The organism is Alsobacter sp. (assembly GCF_059501845.1).
Window position 1 is genome coordinate 66,412 of record NZ_JCACDK010000009.1, and the last position, 17,489, is coordinate 83,900.

Sequence of the window (17,489 nt, forward strand, 5' to 3'; positions counted from 1 at the left end):
CCGCGTCCGCTCGATCCAGCCAAGCTACCGTCTCGTATGACCAACGGGCCGACGGGGCCCGCAGAGGCATCCGGGCGATGGTCTATGTGTCGGTGACAGGGTTTCAGGTGCGCAGCATCTGGCAGCAGCCACGGTTCTGGTGGCTTACCCTGCGCGCCGCCCGGCAGGCCCGGACTGCCCCCGGGAACCTCGCGACCAGCATGCGTGCGGCGGACGGCTTCTACCACACGCTGACCGTCTGGACCGGCAGACAGGCCATGGTCAGCTACCTCAGGGCCGGCGCGCACGGGGATGCCATGCGCGCCTACCGATCGCTGGGCTGGGGCAAGACACTCGGCTTCGAGGCCGACGATCCGCCGGGATGGCCGGAGGCCCTGGCCCGCTGGCGGGCCGAGGCAAGGGCCGTCTAGGCGGCGGCCCTCCTCTCGCGCCCGCTCCGTTCATCCGTCCGGAAGCGGGTCGCGATGGCGTTGAGCCGGTCGATCTGCTCGGTCAGCGCCGTCGCAGCATGTGCGCTCTGCGCAGCGAGCGTGGCGTTTTCATGCGTCATCCCGTCCATCTCGGCCACGGCCTGGCTCATCTCGTCGATGCCGTTCGCCTGTTCGCCGGTCGCCGTACAGATCTCCTGGATCGTACCGGAGACGGTCTGCGCGGACTGGACGATCGCGCCCAGCGCCTCACCCGCGGACCGTGCGAGCTCCATTCCGTTGCCCACCTCGGCGTTGGACAGGCTGATCAGCGAGCCGATGTCCTTCGCCGCAACAGACGAACGCTGGGCGAGGGTGCGCACCTCGGCGGCCACGACGGCGAAGCCCTTGCCCGCCTCCCCTGCCCTGGCCGCCTCCACGGCCGCATTGAGGGCGAGCAGGTTGGTCTGGAACGCAATCTCGTCGATCACGGTGGTGATCTCCGAGATCTTGTGGCTTCCGCCCTCGATCCGCTCCATGGCCTCCACGACATCGCTCACGATCGCACTGCCACGCTCGGCGATGCCGGTGGCCTCACCGGCCATGGTCGCCGCCCGGCCCGAGCCGCGCGCCGTCTCCTTGACCGAGGCGGCCAGCTGCTCCGTCGTGGCAGCAGTCTCCTCGAGCGCCGATGCCTGCTCCACCGTCCGTCGTGACAGGTCGCTGGCCCCCCCGCTGATCTGGCGGGCGGCATCGGACACGTCGCTTGCGGCCGCCTGGATATCGGCCATGGTCCTGGCCAGCTCGTCGATCGTCTGGTTCACCGCGATTTTCATCTCGCCGAACATTCCCCGATAGTCATTGCGCACCCGACGGCTGAGGTCGCCCGCCACGATGGCCTGCAGCGCCGGAAGGAATTCCCCGAAGGCGTTGCGGACCGTCGCGGAGACCTCGTTCAGACCCTCTGCGAGCTGCCGCACGAAGCCGGATTTGCCTTCGACACCGACAGTCAGGGTGAAGTCGCCCGCGGAGGCGGCCTTGACGAGGGTGGCGATCTCCTCCTCGCCGACGATCTCCTCGGTCAGGTCGCGCCAGTCGAGCGTCTGACCGATGCGCTTGCCGGCGTCGATGACCGTCGTCATCGATACCAGCACAGCCCGGCGTGCAATCGTGAGGCGGACCACGCTGCGCATTCCGTCCGTCTGCTCGTCGCCACGCTGGAAGGCGTCGTTGCGCATAAGGCTGTCGATGTCGCTGCCATGGAGCTTGCCGACGTCGAAGCGGGTATCGGAGCGGGTCAGGTCCGGCGTCAGCATCTGCAGCCACGACATGAGGGCGGAGCTCATGAACACGATGCGGCGCTCGGCGTCGCAGATCATCAGCATCTGGGGCGTCCCACGCAGCGTCGCTTCGATGAGCACGCGGGCATCGCTCATGGCCTTGAGCTGCTGAAGCGAACGGGCAATCGCACCGATCTCGTCCCTGCGCGACTGGTCGGGGACAACGGTGTTCCGGTCGCCGGCGGCAAGCCCCCCGATGGCGGAAACCATGCGCACGATAGGACGCGACAGGCTCCCGGAGACGAGCATCGCGGCAAGCCCAGCCGTCACGAGCGCAGCAGCAGCCGCAGCCAGTGAAGCGAGGCGTCCGTTGGCGCTGGACCGTTCGGCGGCATCCCGATTGCTGCGAAGGCTCGCATCGGCGATCCGCTTCACCTCTGCTGTCGCGCTCACCGTAGCGCGGGCGGAAGATTCCAGTTCTGCGAACGCCTTCTGCTCGGCATCGGCAAGCTGCGCCTGTAGAGGGGCGGCATAGTCCACGATCATTTCGAGCTGGTGCGCCGCCGCCTGGAAGGCGTTGCCCCGCTGCTTCTCCAGGATCGCCTCCTTCATCTCCTTGTCCGTGGCTCCGGCGATCTGTGTGACGGCCTTGACGACCTTGGCGTTCAGCTTGCGGTACTGCGCGACGAGTTCGCGGAGCTTGTCGTCGAGCTGGGGAGACAAGGTGTCGAGGAATGCCATGTCGGCCTTCTCGAGTTCCAGCTCAAACGCCACCGGCGCATCGAACCTGACATGCTCCTGGACCTGCTCGAGAAGCCGGGCGAGCCGGACCCGCATCAGGACCGCGAATGTCTCGATCGTGTAGGTGGATGCACCAATGTCAAAGCTGAAGCGGATCCTGCTTTCGTGCGCTGACAAGGCGCCATCCACCGCAGCCGCTACATTGGTCAGGGTATCACCCGCCGCCTTGGCGGCCCGGGAGACCTCGTGGTCACCGTCGGAGGCGATTGAATCCGCCCTTTCCCGGATCGCGGCCAGAACGACGGCCACGTCGGGCCTCGCGAGCGGATCAGGCCTGGTCGAGCGCAGGGACGATTGCACGAGTGCGATCAGCCTGTGGTTGAGCGTCTCGAGTTCAGCGGATGCCTGGAGCACCGGCACGTTGTGGCTGGTGATGTCGTGAAGGTTTTCCACAACCCGGCTCGACGTCAGATACGTGACGGCGAGGGGCGCCATGGCAATGAGAAGGACAAGCAAGAAAGCAGCAGAAAGCTTTCCGCCGATAGAATGGACCGACGACATGGACGCCTCGTTGGCTAATCAGGGAAATAGGCGCCTGTGCACCGGTCAGGGCTTGCGAAGCAAAGTCACGTGCTCGATGACCTCGACGAGCTCTCCCTTCGCCTGGACGAGGGCCTGACGGTCCTTCGTCTGCACGTAGGTCTCGATGTAATCGTGCGCTCGCGCCGGATGCACCACGAGGTCGAGGTAGTTGCGGACGTCGGCGAACTGGTCGAGACTCGACAGCGGGACGCCGGCTGCGTCCCCGGCGGTGCCGTCATCGCCCCAAGCGTCCTCGAGTGCCTCCGGCTTCATGGAGGTCATCTTCGGGGCCTCGGCAACAACGAGTTCCAGTAGCCTGGCCTCGTCGGGATTCGACTTGGCACGGTCGCGGCAGGTCTCGATGCCGATCTGCATGATCTTCTTGAGCCGGTCCTGTGTGGCCCGAGGGTCGGCGAGTTCTCCGGACACGAGTTCCCTGACAGTCATGTGGGCGAGGCTCAAATACCCGTCGAGGTCGGCTGCCCTTGCCTGAATGGCGGTGAACAGGAAGGCGATCGCGGCAGTGGCCTGCATGAAGCGCTTGGACAAAAGAGTTCTCCCGAACAACTTTCCGGCAATGAGAAAGCAGTAGCCGAATTCGATTGCACAATCGTAAACTGCAGAACTTATGACTCTCAGATCTACTCTACTATAGGTTGTATACTTAGTTGTAGTCGATTTTTACGCGCGTGGCGTGACCTGCTCACCCTGTTCCGCGTGGATGATCTCGTCATTGTCGACGAGCCCAGCGAGGGCGCCGAGCCTGACGGGCCGGACAGGCGGCCGCGGGGCGAAGAAGGCGGATGCGTCGAGATCCGCCTTCCCGTTCTCTGCAAGCAACCGGACGGCGAGCGGGCCGCAATAGCGCCCCTGGCAGCGGCCCATGCCGAGCCGTGTCGCACGCTTCAGGCTGCCGATGTCTGAGACGCCAGCGTCGATGGCCTGCTCGATGCTTTCGCGCGTCACTTCCTCGCAGCGGCAGAGGACCGTATCCGGGGGCACGTCTTTCAGGTTGGGACGCGGTGCAGCGAACAGGCGCCAGAGCGCCGTCTGAAAGCGCCGATGCCGCCCAAGGCTTCGCCTTGCGGCGGCCACCTCACCCACGAGCCGCTGCGGTAGCACAGCTCCGGTTTCGGTCGCGGCGACCGCACCGGCGATGATCCCTTCCGCCATGGCGGCGGGTGCCCCGCCAAGCCCGCAGCAGTCGCCGACCGCGAAGATCTCCGGGCGGCCGGCATGCATGTCCGCGTCGCGGGCGGTCACGAGCTGGTCGCGGCCGGCGTCGTAGGTCTGGGGACAGCCCAGCAGGCGAATAAGTTCGCAGGCGGGAAGAAAACCATAGCCGAGGCCGACGACATCGGCTGTGACATTCTTGATCGCCCCGCCGGGTCCGGCCAGCGTCACCGATAATCCTCCCGGCACGGTATCGACTCGCGTCACCACGCTGCCCCACAGCACGGGCACGCCGAGCCTTCGCAGCCCCAGCACTGTGGCGCCTCCGCGGCCGAGCAGCAGCGGCGAGGAGAGCGCCATTCCTGCAAATGCCCCGAACTGCCGGACCGCCGGCGGCTGGGCCGCTTCTGCGACGCCGACGACCTCCGCCCCGGCGCTGGCCAGTTCCAGCGCGACCTGCAGGTTCAGCGGACCGTTGCCCGCCACGAGAATGCGCCGCCCGGGGAGAACGCGGTCGGTCCGCAGGAGAGTCTGGAGAGCGCCGGTCGTCATGACACCCGGCAGCGTCCACCCCGGCACGGGATGGGGACGCTCATAGGCTCCCGTCGCGACGATCAGGCGTTTCGGTTTCAGGCGCACCACCGCTCCGGACTCGGTTGCGGCGAGGAGGCCCAGCCCGGGGTCGAACCCCACCGCCGCAGCGCGAAGAAAGCCTGCGCCGGCCGCGCGTGCCCGGGCGATCAGCCGGCGCCCGGCCGCGAACTGCCCGTCGTCCGGCGTGCCCGGGCGGGAATCGAGCCCGGGACCGGGCTGCTTGAAATACTGCCCGCCCGGCTTGGACCGCTCGTCGAGCACCAGGACGCGGGCGCCCGCCTCTGCCGCGACCGCCGCGGCGGCGAGACCGCCCGCCCCCGCGCCGACCACGAGAATGTCAGGATCCGGCAGGGCGTCGGGATGACCCGGGTGTGCCGGCTCCACCGGTGTGTGAAGCGTGGGCGGAAACACCTGCCGCGCCACGGTCATCGGCCTGTCGACGACGGTCATGCAGGCGTTCAGGTTGGGGCTGCCGTCGATGGTGACGAGGCAGTCCTGGCACACGCCCATGCCGCAGAACAGCCCGCGTCCGGCCCCGCTGCGTGTCTCGCGGAGCACCGTGATGCCATGAGCTGCGAGAGTGGCAGCGAGGCTTTCACCGCGCCGGGCCGCCAGGACGCGACCCTCGAAGGTAACTGCTACCGTCTCGGGCGCCTGCAGCTCCGATCCCGCGGGTCTCACCTGCCGCTCCCCTTCCGGCGCGCCACGAGCAGCAAGGCAAGAATGCGGTCTCGCCACCCGACTCGGTCGGCCCAGTTCTCGAGGGGCAGGCGGGCCCGGCGGTCGGCGACGACCTGGTCGACCACCTCGGGCGTCCAGGGCGGTTCCGCCATGCCGCGCTCGGCGCCCATGCGGGCGTAGGCAGGCAGCATCCGCGCGGCATGGGCCGCGATTCCGCCACGCGTGTTGAGGTCGGATGTCTCGAAGGGACCGATCACCGCCCAGCGCAGGCCGAGCCCGTCGCGCACGATCCGGTCGATCTCGTCGGGCTCCGCCACTCCGTCGGCGACGAGCGCCCAGGCCTCGCGCAGGAGCGCGCCCTGCAGACGGTTGAAGACGAAACCCTCCACCTCGCGGCGGACGACGACAGTGGAGAGGCCGCATGCCTCGAGCAGGGCCTTGGCGCGGCCGGTACAGGCCGGGTCGGTGAAGGGCGCGGGAACGATCTCCGCCAGCCGCAGCAGGGTCGGCGGGTTGCCGGGATGGACGACCAGCATCCTCGCCCGGCCGGGCAGTTCCGACGCGAAGGCCGATGCCGGAAGAAAGGAGGACGAGCTGGCGAGCACCGCGTCCGCCGGCGAGGCCTCGTCCAGCGCGGCGAACAGGCTGGCCTTCAGCGCGACGTCCTCCGGCGCGCATTCCTGCACGTAACTCGCGTCCCGAACGGCATCCTCCATGCGGCTTTCGCCCGTGATCCGCGCGGCTGCCCGCGCGGGATCGCCGTCGAGGAGGCCGGCTTCCGACAGCCTGTGGAGTCCGCCGGTCGCCTCGGCCAGTGCGCGTTCCAGGCGCTCCGGATCGGGATCCGATAGCTTTACGGGGAAGCCGCCAGCCGCGAAGACCGTCGCCCATGCGGTCCCGATCGACCCGGCGCCGACGACGGCGATGGACCCCGAGACGGGCGGCACGGCTTGCGGATGGTCGGCGCTGCGATCTTGCATTCAACAAGTATACGAGAATAATCGCCGTCTGGAATGGCGAAGGAGCGCATCATGGACCTTTCTGAGAAGACCGTCCTGCTCACCGGGGCGTCGAAGGGGATCGGTGCGGCCATCGCCCAGGCGTTGTGCGCGAAGGGCGCCCACGTCATCGCCCACTACGGCGGCGACCGGGCCGGCGCCGAGGAGGCGACCGCCGGTGCGGCGGAAGGGCGCAGGCTGATCGTCGGCGCCGACCTCGCCGACCTCGCCCAGGTCGACCGGCTTTGGGACGAGGCCGTCTCGTGGAGGGGCCGGGTCGATGCCATCGTCAACAATGCCGCGGTCATGGGGATGAAGGGAGGCGTGGAGGACAGCGACGCCGACTGGGATGAAGCCTGGCAGAGCGCCATGGCCGTCAACGTCGCGGCGCCCATGCGCCTCATGCGTCACGCCGCGCGGCACTATCTCGACCGCGATGGCGGCACTGTCGTGACGTTGTCGAGCTGGGCGGCACAGCGTGGCTCCGGCAATCCCGGCATGCTGGCCTACTCGGCCTCGAAGGGGGCCGTGATGGCTGCGACCAAGACCATGGCGCGCAACTACGCCCACCGCGGCATCCTCTGCTACGTCATCGCGCCGGGCGTGGTGCACACCCGGATGTCGGAGGTCGCTGCCGAGGCGATGGGCGGCGCGCAGGCCGTGGCAGCGGGCCTCGCCATGAAGGAGTGGGTGCCGCCGTCCGACATCGGGGAGCTCGTCGCCTTCCTGGTCAGCGGCGCCTGCCGGCATCTCTCCGGCGCGACGCTGGACGTGAACGGCTCGAGCTATATCCGATAGGGCGCGAGCTGAGCCGCCCCCGCGTCCTTGCGAGCGAAGCGGAGCAATCCGGCCTCGTTCGGCTACGGCATTGCTTCGTCGCTCCAATCCTCGCCTGGACGGAGGCTTACTCGGCAGCGTCCTCGTAGGCGGCTTTGCCGTCGATCCGGTCCATCAGCCGGTCGAGCTCGCCGATGACGGCCATCACCTCCTGCACCCGCTTTTCGCCATCCTTGCCCAGCTCGGCGAAGGTGGTTAGCGGCTCGCGCACGTCGCCGACGGGGTAGCCGCAGGCGGCCGAGAGCGCCTTGGAATAGCACTGGTGGCCGTAGGTCGGGTGCCCTTCCTGGATGATGCCGTAGATCTTGTTGATCAGGCGCTCAATCTTCTTGGCCTCCTCGACCCGGCCCTCGACGATGAGGTCGCAGATGCGGGTGGAGGCGCGCGGGATGTAGTTTCCGTATGGGTTTACATAGCCGACGGCGCCGTAGAGGTAGCTCTCCACGATGCGCTGGCCGGCGAAGACGTTCATGACCCCCTCCGTCTCCTCGACGATGTCGTAGACGCGGGCCATCTCCTGGCTCGCCTCCTTGATGTAGCGGATCTGCTCGAAGGAGCGGGTCAGGCGCGCCACGAACTTCGCCGACATGTCGACGTTCGACGTGTACGGGTTGTTGTAGAGCATGATCGGGATCGAGACCTTCTCGCAGATCGCCTTGTAGTAGGCGAAGATCTCGTCCTCGGTGGGGGTGTAGTAGTAGGGCGGGATGATCATCAGCCCGTCCGCGCCCATCTCCTCGGCCTCGCGGCTGTAGCGTACGGCTCGGGGCGTATAGGCGTTCATCGTGCCGACCAGCACGTGCATGCGGCGGTCCACATACTTCACGGTCTCGGAGACGAACTCGGCCCGCTCGTCGTCGGTCAGCGTCAGGAACTCGCCCGTCGTGCCAAGGATGATGATGCCCGGCACCTTGTTGGCGAGTTGCCAGTCGACGAAGCGGCGCCAGGCCTTCAGGTCGATGCGGCTGCGATCTTCCGTGAACGGGGTGATGGTCACGGCGTAGCTGCCGCGGAAGGTCTCGACCATGGGCGCTGTCCTCGCTGGAGGGGGTGTCCGACGCCGCGGCGCGAAACGTGCGAACACTGTGTCGACATGATGCTAGCACCACGTATACAAGCTTTCCAGCCTCGGCCGCCGCACGGAACGCATGTCGGACATCCCCGCCAGGAGTGACCTTCCCTCACGCACTGACGTGCTGATCGTGGGCGGCGGCCTGGCCGGCTGCTGCGCGGCCTGGATGCTCGCGCGGGCCGGGGTCGAGGTGGTTCTCGTCGAGGCCAGGGGCCTCAACACGCTCGCATCCGGCTCCAATGCCGGCAGCTTGCATGCGCAGATCCCGCACGCCGAGTTCCATCAGCTCGGCGAGGACTGGGCCCGGTTCTACGCGCCCATGGTGTCGCTCCTCATCGACTCGCTCGCCCTGTGGCGCACGCTCGGTGAGGAGATGGGCGCCGACCTCGGCGTGCATTTCGGCGGCGCGCTCGCCGTCGCCGAGACGGAAGCGCAGATGCGGGCGCTGGAGACGAAGACTGCGCTGGAACGCGTGCAGGGCCTCGACATCCGCGTGATCGGCCGTGACGAGCTTCGCGCGCTCGCTCCCTATGTCGACCCCCGCATGGTGGGCGGAACGTTCTGCCCGCAGGAGGGAAAGGCCGACCCGCTGGTCGCGACACCCGCGCTGGCCCGCGCCGCGCAGAAACTCGGTGCGCGGATCGTCCAGCGAACCGCCCTGACGGGGTTGCAGCGGGACGGCCAGGGATATTCGGCGCAGACGTCCGCCGGGACGATCCGGGCGTCCCGGGTGGTGAACGCCGCCGGCGCCCAGGCGGCGGAGGTCGCCGCGATGCTGGGGCTCACCTTCGCCATCGACGGCTTCGCCATCCAGGTCTCGGTCACCGAGCCGGTGGCGCCTCTCATTCCGCACCTCGTCTATCACGCCGGGGGCAAGCTCAGCCTCAAGCAGGCCAAGGCGGGCGGCTTCCTCATCGGCGGCGGGTGGCCGGGTCGGCGCCTGCCCGACGGACGCACCGAGGTCGACCAGGACTCGCTGCGCGCCAATCTTGCGCGCGCCATCGGCGTGGTCCCGGCGCTGGCCCATGTGCACCTGCTGCGGACATGGGTCGCGACGGTCAACGGAACGGCGGACTGGAGCCCGGTGCTCGGCGAGGTCCCCGGCATGCCCGGCTTCCACATGCTCGTTTTCCCCTGGCTCGGCTTCAGCGCCGGACCGGGCGCGGCTCGGGTCGTCACCGACCAGCTTCTCGGCCGGAGCCGGGAGCGGGGCTTCGAGCGCTTCCTGCTCGCCGCCTGAGCGGGCAGCGGCGTTCCGGGATCGGTGCGGCGCTTGCGGCGCTCCCGAACTCGGCTATCACACCAAGAGGAACAAGGGCCGGCGGAGACCGATCATCTTGCCCAGAGAGAGCGCCAAGACAGCGGTGCAGCGCCGCGCAGCCCGGGTTGCGTCCAAGGGCGATCCGCTGGCCTCACCGGCCGCGCGGGAGGCAAAGCCCGCCATCGTGAAGCCCAAGCGCGCCGGCTCGGCGAAGCGCCCGCGCGGCACCGGCGCGAACTTCGTCTATGAGAGCCTGAAGGCGAAGATCCTCAATCTCGAGCTCAAGCCGGGCACGCTGCTCGACGAGACCGAGCTCAGCCGGCAGTTCAACCTGTCGCGGTCCCCGGTGCGCGAGGCGCTGATCCGGCTCTCGGCGGAGGGCTTGGTCGACACGCCGCGCAATCGCACCTCGATGGTGTCGCAGTTCGATTTCTCGACCCTGCCCGCCTATTTCGACGCGATGCAGCTGCTCTACCGGCTGAGCACGCGCCTTGCCGCGCTGAACACCAGCCCGGCGCAGGTGGCAGTCCTCAAGGACATCGAGAAGAAGCTGGAGGTCGCACACGAGCGCATGGACGTGCTCGGTGTCGTGAGCCTCAACCGGGAGTTTCACGGCAAGATCGCCGCGATGGGAGGAAATCCTTTCGTCGCCAGCTGGATGAAGGGCCTGCTCGACCAGGGCCAGCGCGTGCTGCGCTTCTACATGCTCCACTATGGCGACCGCGTGCCCCTGCCGAAGCTCAACATGCACCACGCCATGATCGCCGCGATCGAGAAGGGCGACGCCGAGGCTGCCGAGGAAGCAGGCCGCGCCGACGCCCAGAACCTCATCGGAGAGGTCCTGCAGATCCTCTCGGAACGGCCCACGACGAAGCTGGCACTGGACTGAGCGGGACCGCGGGTCTCCGGACCCGCCATTGCCCGGTTCGAAAAAGCGCGTCTGAAGACGCGCGGTCCAAGGCGCCGGACCGCGGGTCTTCAGACCCGCACGGCTGTGTTTCGGGCCAAAGCGCGCGCGTCTCCGCAAGGAGCGCAGGCCCTCATCCCCTGAGTTCAGCCCTGATGCGCTTCGGCAAGCTCGCCCAAACCAGCTCGTAGCTGCGCCGGAGATAGAGCTTCAGGTCGTCGTCGCCCATGCTCTCGTCGGAGAAGCGCTGGATCCAGCGGATCCCGCGCGAGGCGAGATAGGGGGCGGGCCGAAGCCCCGGCTGGGTCTTCAGGATGTCGAAGCTCATCGGTGTCGGCTTGAAGGTGATACCGGCATGCTTGTCGTCACCTGCCCACATCACCGCGAACAGCTTGCCCCCGACCTTCCAGACGTCGGCCCCGCCCCACTGCACCACGTGGGTGGCATGAGGCAGGGCCGCGCAAAAGGCGTTGAACTGTTCCGGCGTCATGCGGTGGCGTGTCCTCCCACGGACCGCAGGTCTACAGACCCGCTCTGCACAAGACACGCGCTCCGCCGCTCAATGCCTGAGGATCTTGCCGAAGAACTCCCGGGCCCGGTCCGTCGTGGGGCCATCGATGATCTCGCGGGGCGAGCCGACCTCTACCACCTGGCCCTTGTCCATCATCACGAGCTTGCTCGAGACCTCTTTCACGAAGGCCATCTCGTGGCTGACGATGAGCATGGTCATGCCCTCGGCGGCGAGGCCGCGGATGGCGTCCAGAACCTCGTTGACGAGTTCCGGGTCGAGGGCGGACGTCACCTCGTCGAGCAGCAGGATCTCGGGCTTCAGGGCCAGCGCGCGGGCGATGGCGACGCGCTGCTGCTGGCCGCCGGAGAGCTGGTCGGGGTAGGCGGCGTGCTTCTCGGCGAGTCCCATGCGGCGCAGGATCGTCTTGGCGTCCTCCTCGACCTCGCGGCGCTGTCGCTTGCGGATCTCGACCGGCGCGATGGTGACGTTGCGCAGCACGCTCATGTTCTGGAACAAATTGTACTGCTGGAACACGATGGCCATGCGGTCGCGGGCGCGGCGCAGGCTCGCCTTGCTGGCGTAGTCGATCGGCTCGCCGGCCACGCTGACCTTGCCGGAGGACGGCGCTGTCAGGCCCATCAGGACGCGCAGCAGCGTCGACTTGCCGGATCCCGATGGGCCGACGAGGGACACGACCTCGCCTTTCTCCACGGAAAGCGAGACGTCGCGGAGCACGGGGACCGTGCCGTAGCTGGCGTTAAGCCCGGCGATGGTGAGATGGGGCAAGGCGTCTCTCCAGCCACAGACCGAAGCGGCTCAGGGGATAGGACATCACGAAGTACAGGAGGGCGATGGTGCCGAACACGAGCAGGCCGGAAAAGCCCATGTTGTTCAGCTCCTTGCCCCGGAAGGTGAGCTCGAAGACGCCGACCTGCGAGACCAGCGACGTATCCTTGATGAAGCTCACCGCAAAGGCGACGGCCGGCGGCAGTATCACCGGCCAGGCCTGCGGCAGCACGACCTTCGTCATGGTCTGCCAGCGGGTGAAGTTCATGGCGACGGCAGCCTCCATCTGCTGGCGAGGCACTGATTCGACGCCGCCGCGAATGATGTCCGCCGTGTAGGCCGTCGCGTAGATGGTGATGGCGATGACCGCGATGCCGAAGAGCGAGACGTCGCCGAGCAGGGCGGACACCAGGAACAGCACGAGGTAGGTGACGACAAGGAACGGGATGCGCCGGAAGATCTCGACATAGGCCACCGCCACGATCCGCAGCGGCGTCGCCCACAGCCCGGGCGTCTGCCTGAGATAGACGACGAGGAAACCGAGCAGGAATCCGAGGACGGTGCCGATCAGGGTCATGGTCAGCGTCGTGCCCATCGCCTCGGCGAGCAGCCTGACGTTGGGTCCGCTGAAGAAGCGCGGGATTTCTCGGGCGAGGCGCTCCAGCATCAGAAGATCTTCGCCTGCACGCGAAAGGCCCAGCGGCCGAGGAGAGCGAGCGAGACGCTCGCGACGAAGGTCAGCACCACGTAGATCGCGGCCACGATGATGAACATCTCCAGCCAGCGGTAATTCTCGGTGGCGAGCGTGATGGCCTCGCCGGTGAGTTCATTGACGCCCACGACGGCGCCGATGGAGGTGCCCATCACCAGCACGACGATGAAGAAGTTCGCCAAAGCGGGGTAGATCGTCTTGGCGATGTGCGGCACCACGATGTGGCGGATCTGCTGCAGGCGCGAGAAGCCCAGGGTCTCGGACGCCTCCATCTCGGTGGGACGCACGGAGATGAAGCCCGCCCGCATGATTTCTGTGAGGTACGCCCCGGCGTTCAGCGTGAGCCCGATGAGCACGCAGGTGAACGAGTCCCAGCGGATCCCCACTTCGGGCAGCCCGAAATACAGGAAGTAGATCTGGATCAGCGCCGGCGTGTTGGTGAAGAACACCACGTAGACGCCCGCCAGCCTCTTCAGGATCGGGCCGCCAAAGGTCTTCAGGGCCGCGAAGAGGAGGCCGAGCAGGGCGCCGCCCCAGAAGGCGAGCAGGCCGAGCTGGAAGGTGACCACGGCCCCCTGCAACAGCTGCGGCAGGCTCTGGAGCGCGACGCCGAACTGGAAGGTGTAGTTCATCCGCCTCCGCCCTCGGATCCGCGTGCGATTGCCGTTGAAATGTCATGCCCGGCGGACTGTGGAGCCGCACGCCGGGAATGGAAGGATCGACAGGCGCAGGCTCTGCGTGCGGGCTGTCTAAAGCGCATCTGCGGGGCGGAGCGGACAGGCAATCCAGGATCGTCGCCGGACAAGGCGATCACTCCTGGATTGCTTCGCTACGCTCGCAAGGACGGACTAGCCTTCGACCTGGTCCGGTCGAAGCCCGTTCTCAGAAGTACGGGTTCGGGACGATCTTCACGAGCATCGGAGCGCCGTACCACTTCTCCCAGCGCTCGTTCACGAAGTTGGACGAGTGCATGTTGTACAGCGCGATGTTCAGGAGGTCGCGCAGAGGGTAGTTGCCGCGCTGCACGCCGATCGCGTCGTAGGAGACGTCGATCGGGTCCGGCAGGACCTTCCACTTGATGTCCGGATAGTTCTTCGTCTGCGCCATGAAGAAGTCGATGTTCTCGACGATGGCGTCGGCACGGCCCTGCCCGACGAGGCGGACGGTGTCGGCGATCGTGTCGACGAGCTCGAGCTTGGCCTTGGGCAGCTGCTGCTTCAGCCAGTCGACCGACCAGTTGCCGCGCATGTTGGCCAGCGTGTACTTGCCGTCGTCGAGATCCTTCCAGCTCTTGATGTCGACCTTGTCGGTCGTCAGCACTGCCAGCACCTCGGTATGCAGCGGAACCGTGTACTCGATGAGCTTGGCGCGCTCGGAGTTGCGCGTCAGCGCGCCGAGCGAAATGTCGATCTTGTCGGCGACGAGGAAGGGCACGCGCTGGGGCGTCTCGGTGGGCACCCACTCGACCTTGATCTTCATCGTTTCGGCGATCTTGTTGCCGACGTCGATGTCGAAGCCTTCCCACTCGCCGTTCGCGTTACGCGAGCTGTTGGGCGGGAAGTTCGGGTTGATGCCGATCCGGATCACGCCCTGCTTGACGATGTCGTCGAGCGAACGCGCCTCCGCGATACCGAGCATCGCGCCCGCGGCGATCACCACGGCCGCACAGCGCACAAGCAATCTTCTCACCATGCTCATCTCCCCTCGCCAGCGCTCGAAGGCAGGCGCGCCTTGCGCCCTCGCGGCCCCGTCTCGCGTCGCGACCGCGGCCGTCCTTGCATCCTCGAGCGGAGCCATCGTCATCCGCGGATGGCGCGCGGTCAATAGCATACTGCGTGTATGCAAGTTTGATCGCGTGCCGTTTTGCGCGGCTCAGGTGTTGCCCGCGTGCTTGCGCCGGTACGCCCGCCAGGTCGTCGCCCAGTCCTTCGGCTCGGCCAGCCAGGCTCCATCGAGCTTGGGGATGGGCTGGCGGTGCGGCCCGTCGCGGACGAGCGCCGGATCGGCGTAGGATTCCTCGACGATCGCGGCAAGCGCGTCGATCCAGGCGTCGATGTCCTCCTTGCCGTACATCTCGCCCGCCTCGGGCGTAAAGGGCTCGGGAACGACCCAGGGCTCGTGGCTCATCCAGTACGGGTCGATGCCGTAGTCGGCCATGCGGTTGGCCACCTCGACGGTGCCGATGCCGGTGTCCTCCTTCAGAGGGCCGAGGCCCCACCGGGTCATCTCCATGCGCCAGCCCTTCAGGTGCGGGTGGGACTTCTGCAATCCTCTCAACCGTGAGAGCCGGGCGTCCATGTAGTTGTTGGCGAGCACGGAGATGTCCGAGCCCTCCTGGATGCCTTCGGCCCCCATTGCCCGTGCCCAGGCATAGGCGCGCAGCACCTGCGGGACGTTGCCCCAGAACTCCCGGACCTTGCCGCAGGAGAGCGGCCGGTCCTGGTCGAGCCGGTAAGTGCCTCCCTCCTCCGCGACCAGAGGCGTCGGCAGATAGGGCGCCAGTTCCGCCGAGCAACCATAGGCGCCGACGGCCGGACCGCCGCCGCCCTTCGGAGACCCGAAGGTCTTGTGCAGCATGTACATGCAGGCGTCGAACCCGAGTTCGCGGGCGCGGATCTTGCCCATCACGCCGTTAAAGTTGGCGTGGTCGTAGAAGCAAAGCCCGCCGACGTCGTGGACGGCCTCCACCCACTCCCGGATCCGGGGATTGTAGAGGCCCATGTCGTCGGGATTGTTGATCATCAGGGCCGCGGTGCGCGGGCCGATGGCGGCGCGCAACGCGTCGAGGGACGGAAGCCCGTCCTCCTCCAGCATCAGTGTCACCACCTTGAACCCGGCGGCAGCCGCCGTAGCGGCATTGCAGGGATGAGCCTGGATGGAGGTGACGATCTCGTCGCGGACGCCGATCTCGTCGCGGTGCTGCAACCAGGCGCGCGTCACCGCGCAATGTGTGTAGGCAGCGTCGGCCCCGCCGCCGGCCTGGAACACGAACCTGTCCATCCCCGACAGTTCGCGCAGGATGAGGTCGAACCGGTGGATGACCTCCAGGATGCCCTGCAGCGTGTCCTGCGGCTGGTAGGGGTGGATCTCCGCCACCTCCGGACGCTGGGCGACGGCCTCGCTGACGCGGGCATTGTATTTCATCGTGCAGGTGCCGAAGAGGCTGACATTCATCATCCCCTGCGTCTCCTGCGAGAGGTGCAGGTAATGCCGCTGCACCTCCGGCTCCGTCATCTCGGGAAGTGCGGGCGCGTTGCGTCGCAGCATGGCCGGGGCGACCAGGGCGGCGGGATCGCCGACCGTCTCCTCGACCCCCGCCTCGGGCGCCGGAAACACCTGCCCGCGCCGCCCGGGATGACCGAGCTGCATGACCAGCGGCTCGTCCCAGCGCGCGGCATGGTAGTCGCGCCCCCCGGCGGTGTTTGCCTGCGCGGCGATACCGGCGTTCTTCGGATGCTCGTTCATGCCGCGCCTCCCTCGATCACCGCCTTGCGGAAAGCCTCGACGAGCCGGTCAATGTCGTCCTTCGTATGGATCTCGGTGACGCACCACAGCCCCACCTGGCCCCATTCCGGGAACTCCGCCGAGACGTCCTTGCCGCCGAAGATCCGGTGTGGCCGGAGCCGGCGGCTGACCTCGGCCATGGTGAGGCCGGTCCCCGTGACGTCGACCAGGAACTCCTTGAAGAACCCGCAGGGGTGGACGATGCGCACGCCCGGGATCTCGCCGAGCCGGCTCGCGGCGTAGTGCGCCCGCGCGAGGATGAGCTCGCCCACTTCACGGAATCCCTGTGGACCCAGCAGCGCCATGTAGACGGCGTTGGCGATGGCCCAGAGATAGACGGAGTTGCCCGTCCAGTCCTTGCCGTGCTCGCGCATGCCGTAGGAGGTCTGGTGGCCGTTGGCGAGGTTGAAGCCGAAGCGCCCGGGCCGTGCGGTCTGGGCGATGCCGATCAGGAAGCCGTTGTACTCCGCCACGAACGCTTCGCCGTCGCGCGAGGCGACGTATCCGCCAGCGCCGCCGCCGCAGTTCATGTGGACGCCGAGCGGTTGCGTGGGTCCGACAGCGATGTCGGCGCCCCAGTCGCCGGGAGGGCGCAACACGCCAAGCGAGATCGGATCGCACCCGGCGATGACGAGCGCCCCGGCGGCACGCGCCATGGACGCGATCTCGGCTGCCCTCGCCTCGATGATCCCGACATAGGACGGCGTCTCGAGATAGAGCGCGGCTACGTCCGGCCCGAGCAGGGCCTGCAGGGCTGCGAGATCCAGGAACCCGGTCGCCGGCTCATGGGGCACGGTGACGATCTCGATGTGGCCGTGCATGCCGTCCGGCTCGCAATAGGTGCGCAGCACCGCCATGCGTTCGGGGTCCATGATGGCCGGCACGACGACCTTGCGCCGCCCGGTGATGCGGGCCGCCATGCGCGCGGCATGGCCGATGGCGCAGCCCCAGGAATAGACGGGCAGGCCGACGACATCGAGTTCGAGAAGCTCCCCGAGCTGGCTGGCATACTCGAACCAGGCCTGGTTGCGGCCATGGTCGGACTGGGGCGAGCCCCAGACATTGGTGGTGAACTCGGTGCGCCCGACGATCTCGTCGCAGACGGCGGGAACGTGATGCTGCCAGACGCCTGCACCGAGAAAATTCAGGTTCTGCTCGCAGGTCTCGTTCCGCGCGAGCAGCTGGAGGAGGTGCCGCTTCAGCTCCGCCTCGGACCGCAGGGCGGGCGGAAGATCCAGCGGACGTTTCAGCCGGTGGCCGGCCGGGATCTGTTCGAACAGCTCCGCGATGCTGCCGGCGCCGATCTCGGCCAGCATGGCCTCCTTCAGCGCCGGGACGGAGTTGGCCATCCAGGGGTGGGCGGTCGATCGGTTCGCGGTCACCGGACCCTCGTCATGCATGTGGTCGACAGCGGAAGTTTGGCATCCGCTCCGCTTGGACACA

The 17,489-nt window shown here is 67.5% G+C and carries 16 protein-coding genes; 4 read left to right on the plus strand and 12 right to left on the minus strand.

Features of this window, described 5'->3' with window-relative positions; translation table 11 throughout:
* The first annotated feature begins 77 nt into the window (after nt 1–77).
* A complete protein-coding gene (locus AC5JCN_RS07285) occupies nt 78–410 on the plus strand; it encodes a hypothetical protein (protein WP_495754373.1) in 333 nt (110 codons plus the stop codon).
* On the opposite strand, the gene AC5JCN_RS07290 is transcribed toward AC5JCN_RS07285, so the two are convergent.
* The 4 genes from AC5JCN_RS07290 to AC5JCN_RS07305 form a co-directional block, all read right to left on the minus strand.
* Nucleotides 407–2,989: a methyl-accepting chemotaxis protein gene (locus AC5JCN_RS07290; RefSeq protein ID WP_495754374.1), complete on the minus strand. Its 2,583-nt coding sequence runs from the start codon at nt 2,987–2,989 to the stop codon at nt 407–409. The genes AC5JCN_RS07285 and AC5JCN_RS07290 overlap by 4 nt on opposite strands.
* A gap of 45 nt (nt 2,990–3,034) precedes the next feature.
* A complete protein-coding gene (locus AC5JCN_RS07295; protein ID WP_495754375.1) occupies nt 3,035–3,559 on the minus strand; it encodes a hypothetical protein in 525 nt (174 codons plus the stop codon).
* Nucleotides 3,560–3,691: 132 nt separating this feature from the next.
* A complete protein-coding gene (locus AC5JCN_RS07300) occupies nt 3,692–5,458 on the minus strand; it encodes an FAD-dependent oxidoreductase (RefSeq protein ID WP_495754376.1) in 1,767 nt (588 codons plus the stop codon).
* A complete protein-coding gene (locus AC5JCN_RS07305) occupies nt 5,455–6,438 on the minus strand; it encodes a 3-hydroxyacyl-CoA dehydrogenase (RefSeq protein WP_495754377.1) in 984 nt (327 codons plus the stop codon). The genes AC5JCN_RS07300 and AC5JCN_RS07305 overlap by 4 nt, the downstream gene beginning before the upstream one ends.
* Nucleotides 6,439–6,489: 51 nt before the next feature.
* On the opposite strand from AC5JCN_RS07305, the gene AC5JCN_RS07310 reads away from it, so the two are divergent.
* On the plus strand, nt 6,490–7,254 hold the full coding sequence (locus AC5JCN_RS07310; protein WP_495754378.1) for an SDR family NAD(P)-dependent oxidoreductase: 765 nt from the start codon (nt 6,490–6,492) through the stop codon (nt 7,252–7,254).
* Nucleotides 7,255–7,360: 106 nt separating this feature from the next.
* Here the strand turns inward: AC5JCN_RS07310 and AC5JCN_RS07315 are convergent, their stop codons facing one another.
* Nucleotides 7,361–8,320: a dihydrodipicolinate synthase family protein gene (locus tag AC5JCN_RS07315; RefSeq protein ID WP_495754379.1), complete on the minus strand. Its 960-nt coding sequence runs from the start codon at nt 8,318–8,320 to the stop codon at nt 7,361–7,363.
* A 121-nt stretch (nt 8,321–8,441) separates the two neighbouring features.
* Here AC5JCN_RS07315 and AC5JCN_RS07320 point away from each other — a divergent pair, with 121 nt between their 5' ends.
* Together AC5JCN_RS07320 and AC5JCN_RS07325 are read left to right on the plus strand one after the other, a co-directional pair.
* Nucleotides 8,442–9,605, plus strand: a complete 1,164-nt coding sequence (locus tag AC5JCN_RS07320) for an NAD(P)/FAD-dependent oxidoreductase (protein WP_495754380.1) — start codon at nt 8,442–8,444, stop codon at nt 9,603–9,605.
* Between the two features lie 97 nt (nt 9,606–9,702).
* Nucleotides 9,703–10,515 carry a GntR family transcriptional regulator gene (locus tag AC5JCN_RS07325; protein ID WP_495754381.1) on the plus strand — a complete coding sequence of 271 codons (813 nt, stop codon included), beginning with the start codon at nt 9,703–9,705 and terminating at the stop codon, nt 10,513–10,515.
* Between the two features lie 151 nt (nt 10,516–10,666).
* Here the strand turns inward: AC5JCN_RS07325 and AC5JCN_RS07330 are convergent, their stop codons facing one another.
* From AC5JCN_RS07330 to gcvPA, 7 genes are all read right to left on the minus strand, one after another.
* Entirely contained in the window at nt 10,667–11,023 is a 357-nt protein-coding gene (locus AC5JCN_RS07330; protein ID WP_495754382.1) for an MmcQ/YjbR family DNA-binding protein, read from the minus strand.
* Nucleotides 11,024–11,092: 69 nt separating this feature from the next.
* Nucleotides 11,093–11,830, minus strand: coding sequence for an amino acid ABC transporter ATP-binding protein (locus AC5JCN_RS07335; RefSeq protein ID WP_495754383.1), 738 nt, complete (start codon nt 11,828–11,830; stop codon nt 11,093–11,095).
* A complete protein-coding gene (locus AC5JCN_RS07340; RefSeq protein ID WP_495754384.1) occupies nt 11,802–12,497 on the minus strand; it encodes an amino acid ABC transporter permease in 696 nt (231 codons plus the stop codon). The genes AC5JCN_RS07335 and AC5JCN_RS07340 overlap by 29 nt, the downstream gene beginning before the upstream one ends.
* Complete coding sequence (locus AC5JCN_RS07345) at nt 12,497–13,174, minus strand: amino acid ABC transporter permease (RefSeq protein ID WP_495754385.1); 678 nt, start codon at nt 13,172–13,174, stop codon at nt 12,497–12,499. The genes AC5JCN_RS07340 and AC5JCN_RS07345 overlap by 1 nt, the downstream gene beginning before the upstream one ends.
* A gap of 250 nt (nt 13,175–13,424) precedes the next feature.
* Nucleotides 13,425–14,234, minus strand: a complete 810-nt coding sequence (locus tag AC5JCN_RS07350) for a transporter substrate-binding domain-containing protein (RefSeq protein WP_495754386.1) — start codon at nt 14,232–14,234, stop codon at nt 13,425–13,427.
* A 180-nt stretch (nt 14,235–14,414) separates the two neighbouring features.
* Entirely contained in the window at nt 14,415–16,007 is a 1,593-nt protein-coding gene (gene gcvPB / locus AC5JCN_RS07355; protein ID WP_495754387.1) for an aminomethyl-transferring glycine dehydrogenase subunit GcvPB, read from the minus strand.
* Entirely contained in the window at nt 16,004–17,428 is a 1,425-nt protein-coding gene (gene gcvPA, locus AC5JCN_RS07360; protein ID WP_495754388.1) for an aminomethyl-transferring glycine dehydrogenase subunit GcvPA, read from the minus strand. Before gcvPA ends, gcvPB begins: the two co-directional genes overlap by 4 nt.
* Nucleotides 17,429–17,489: the final 61 nt, after the last annotated feature.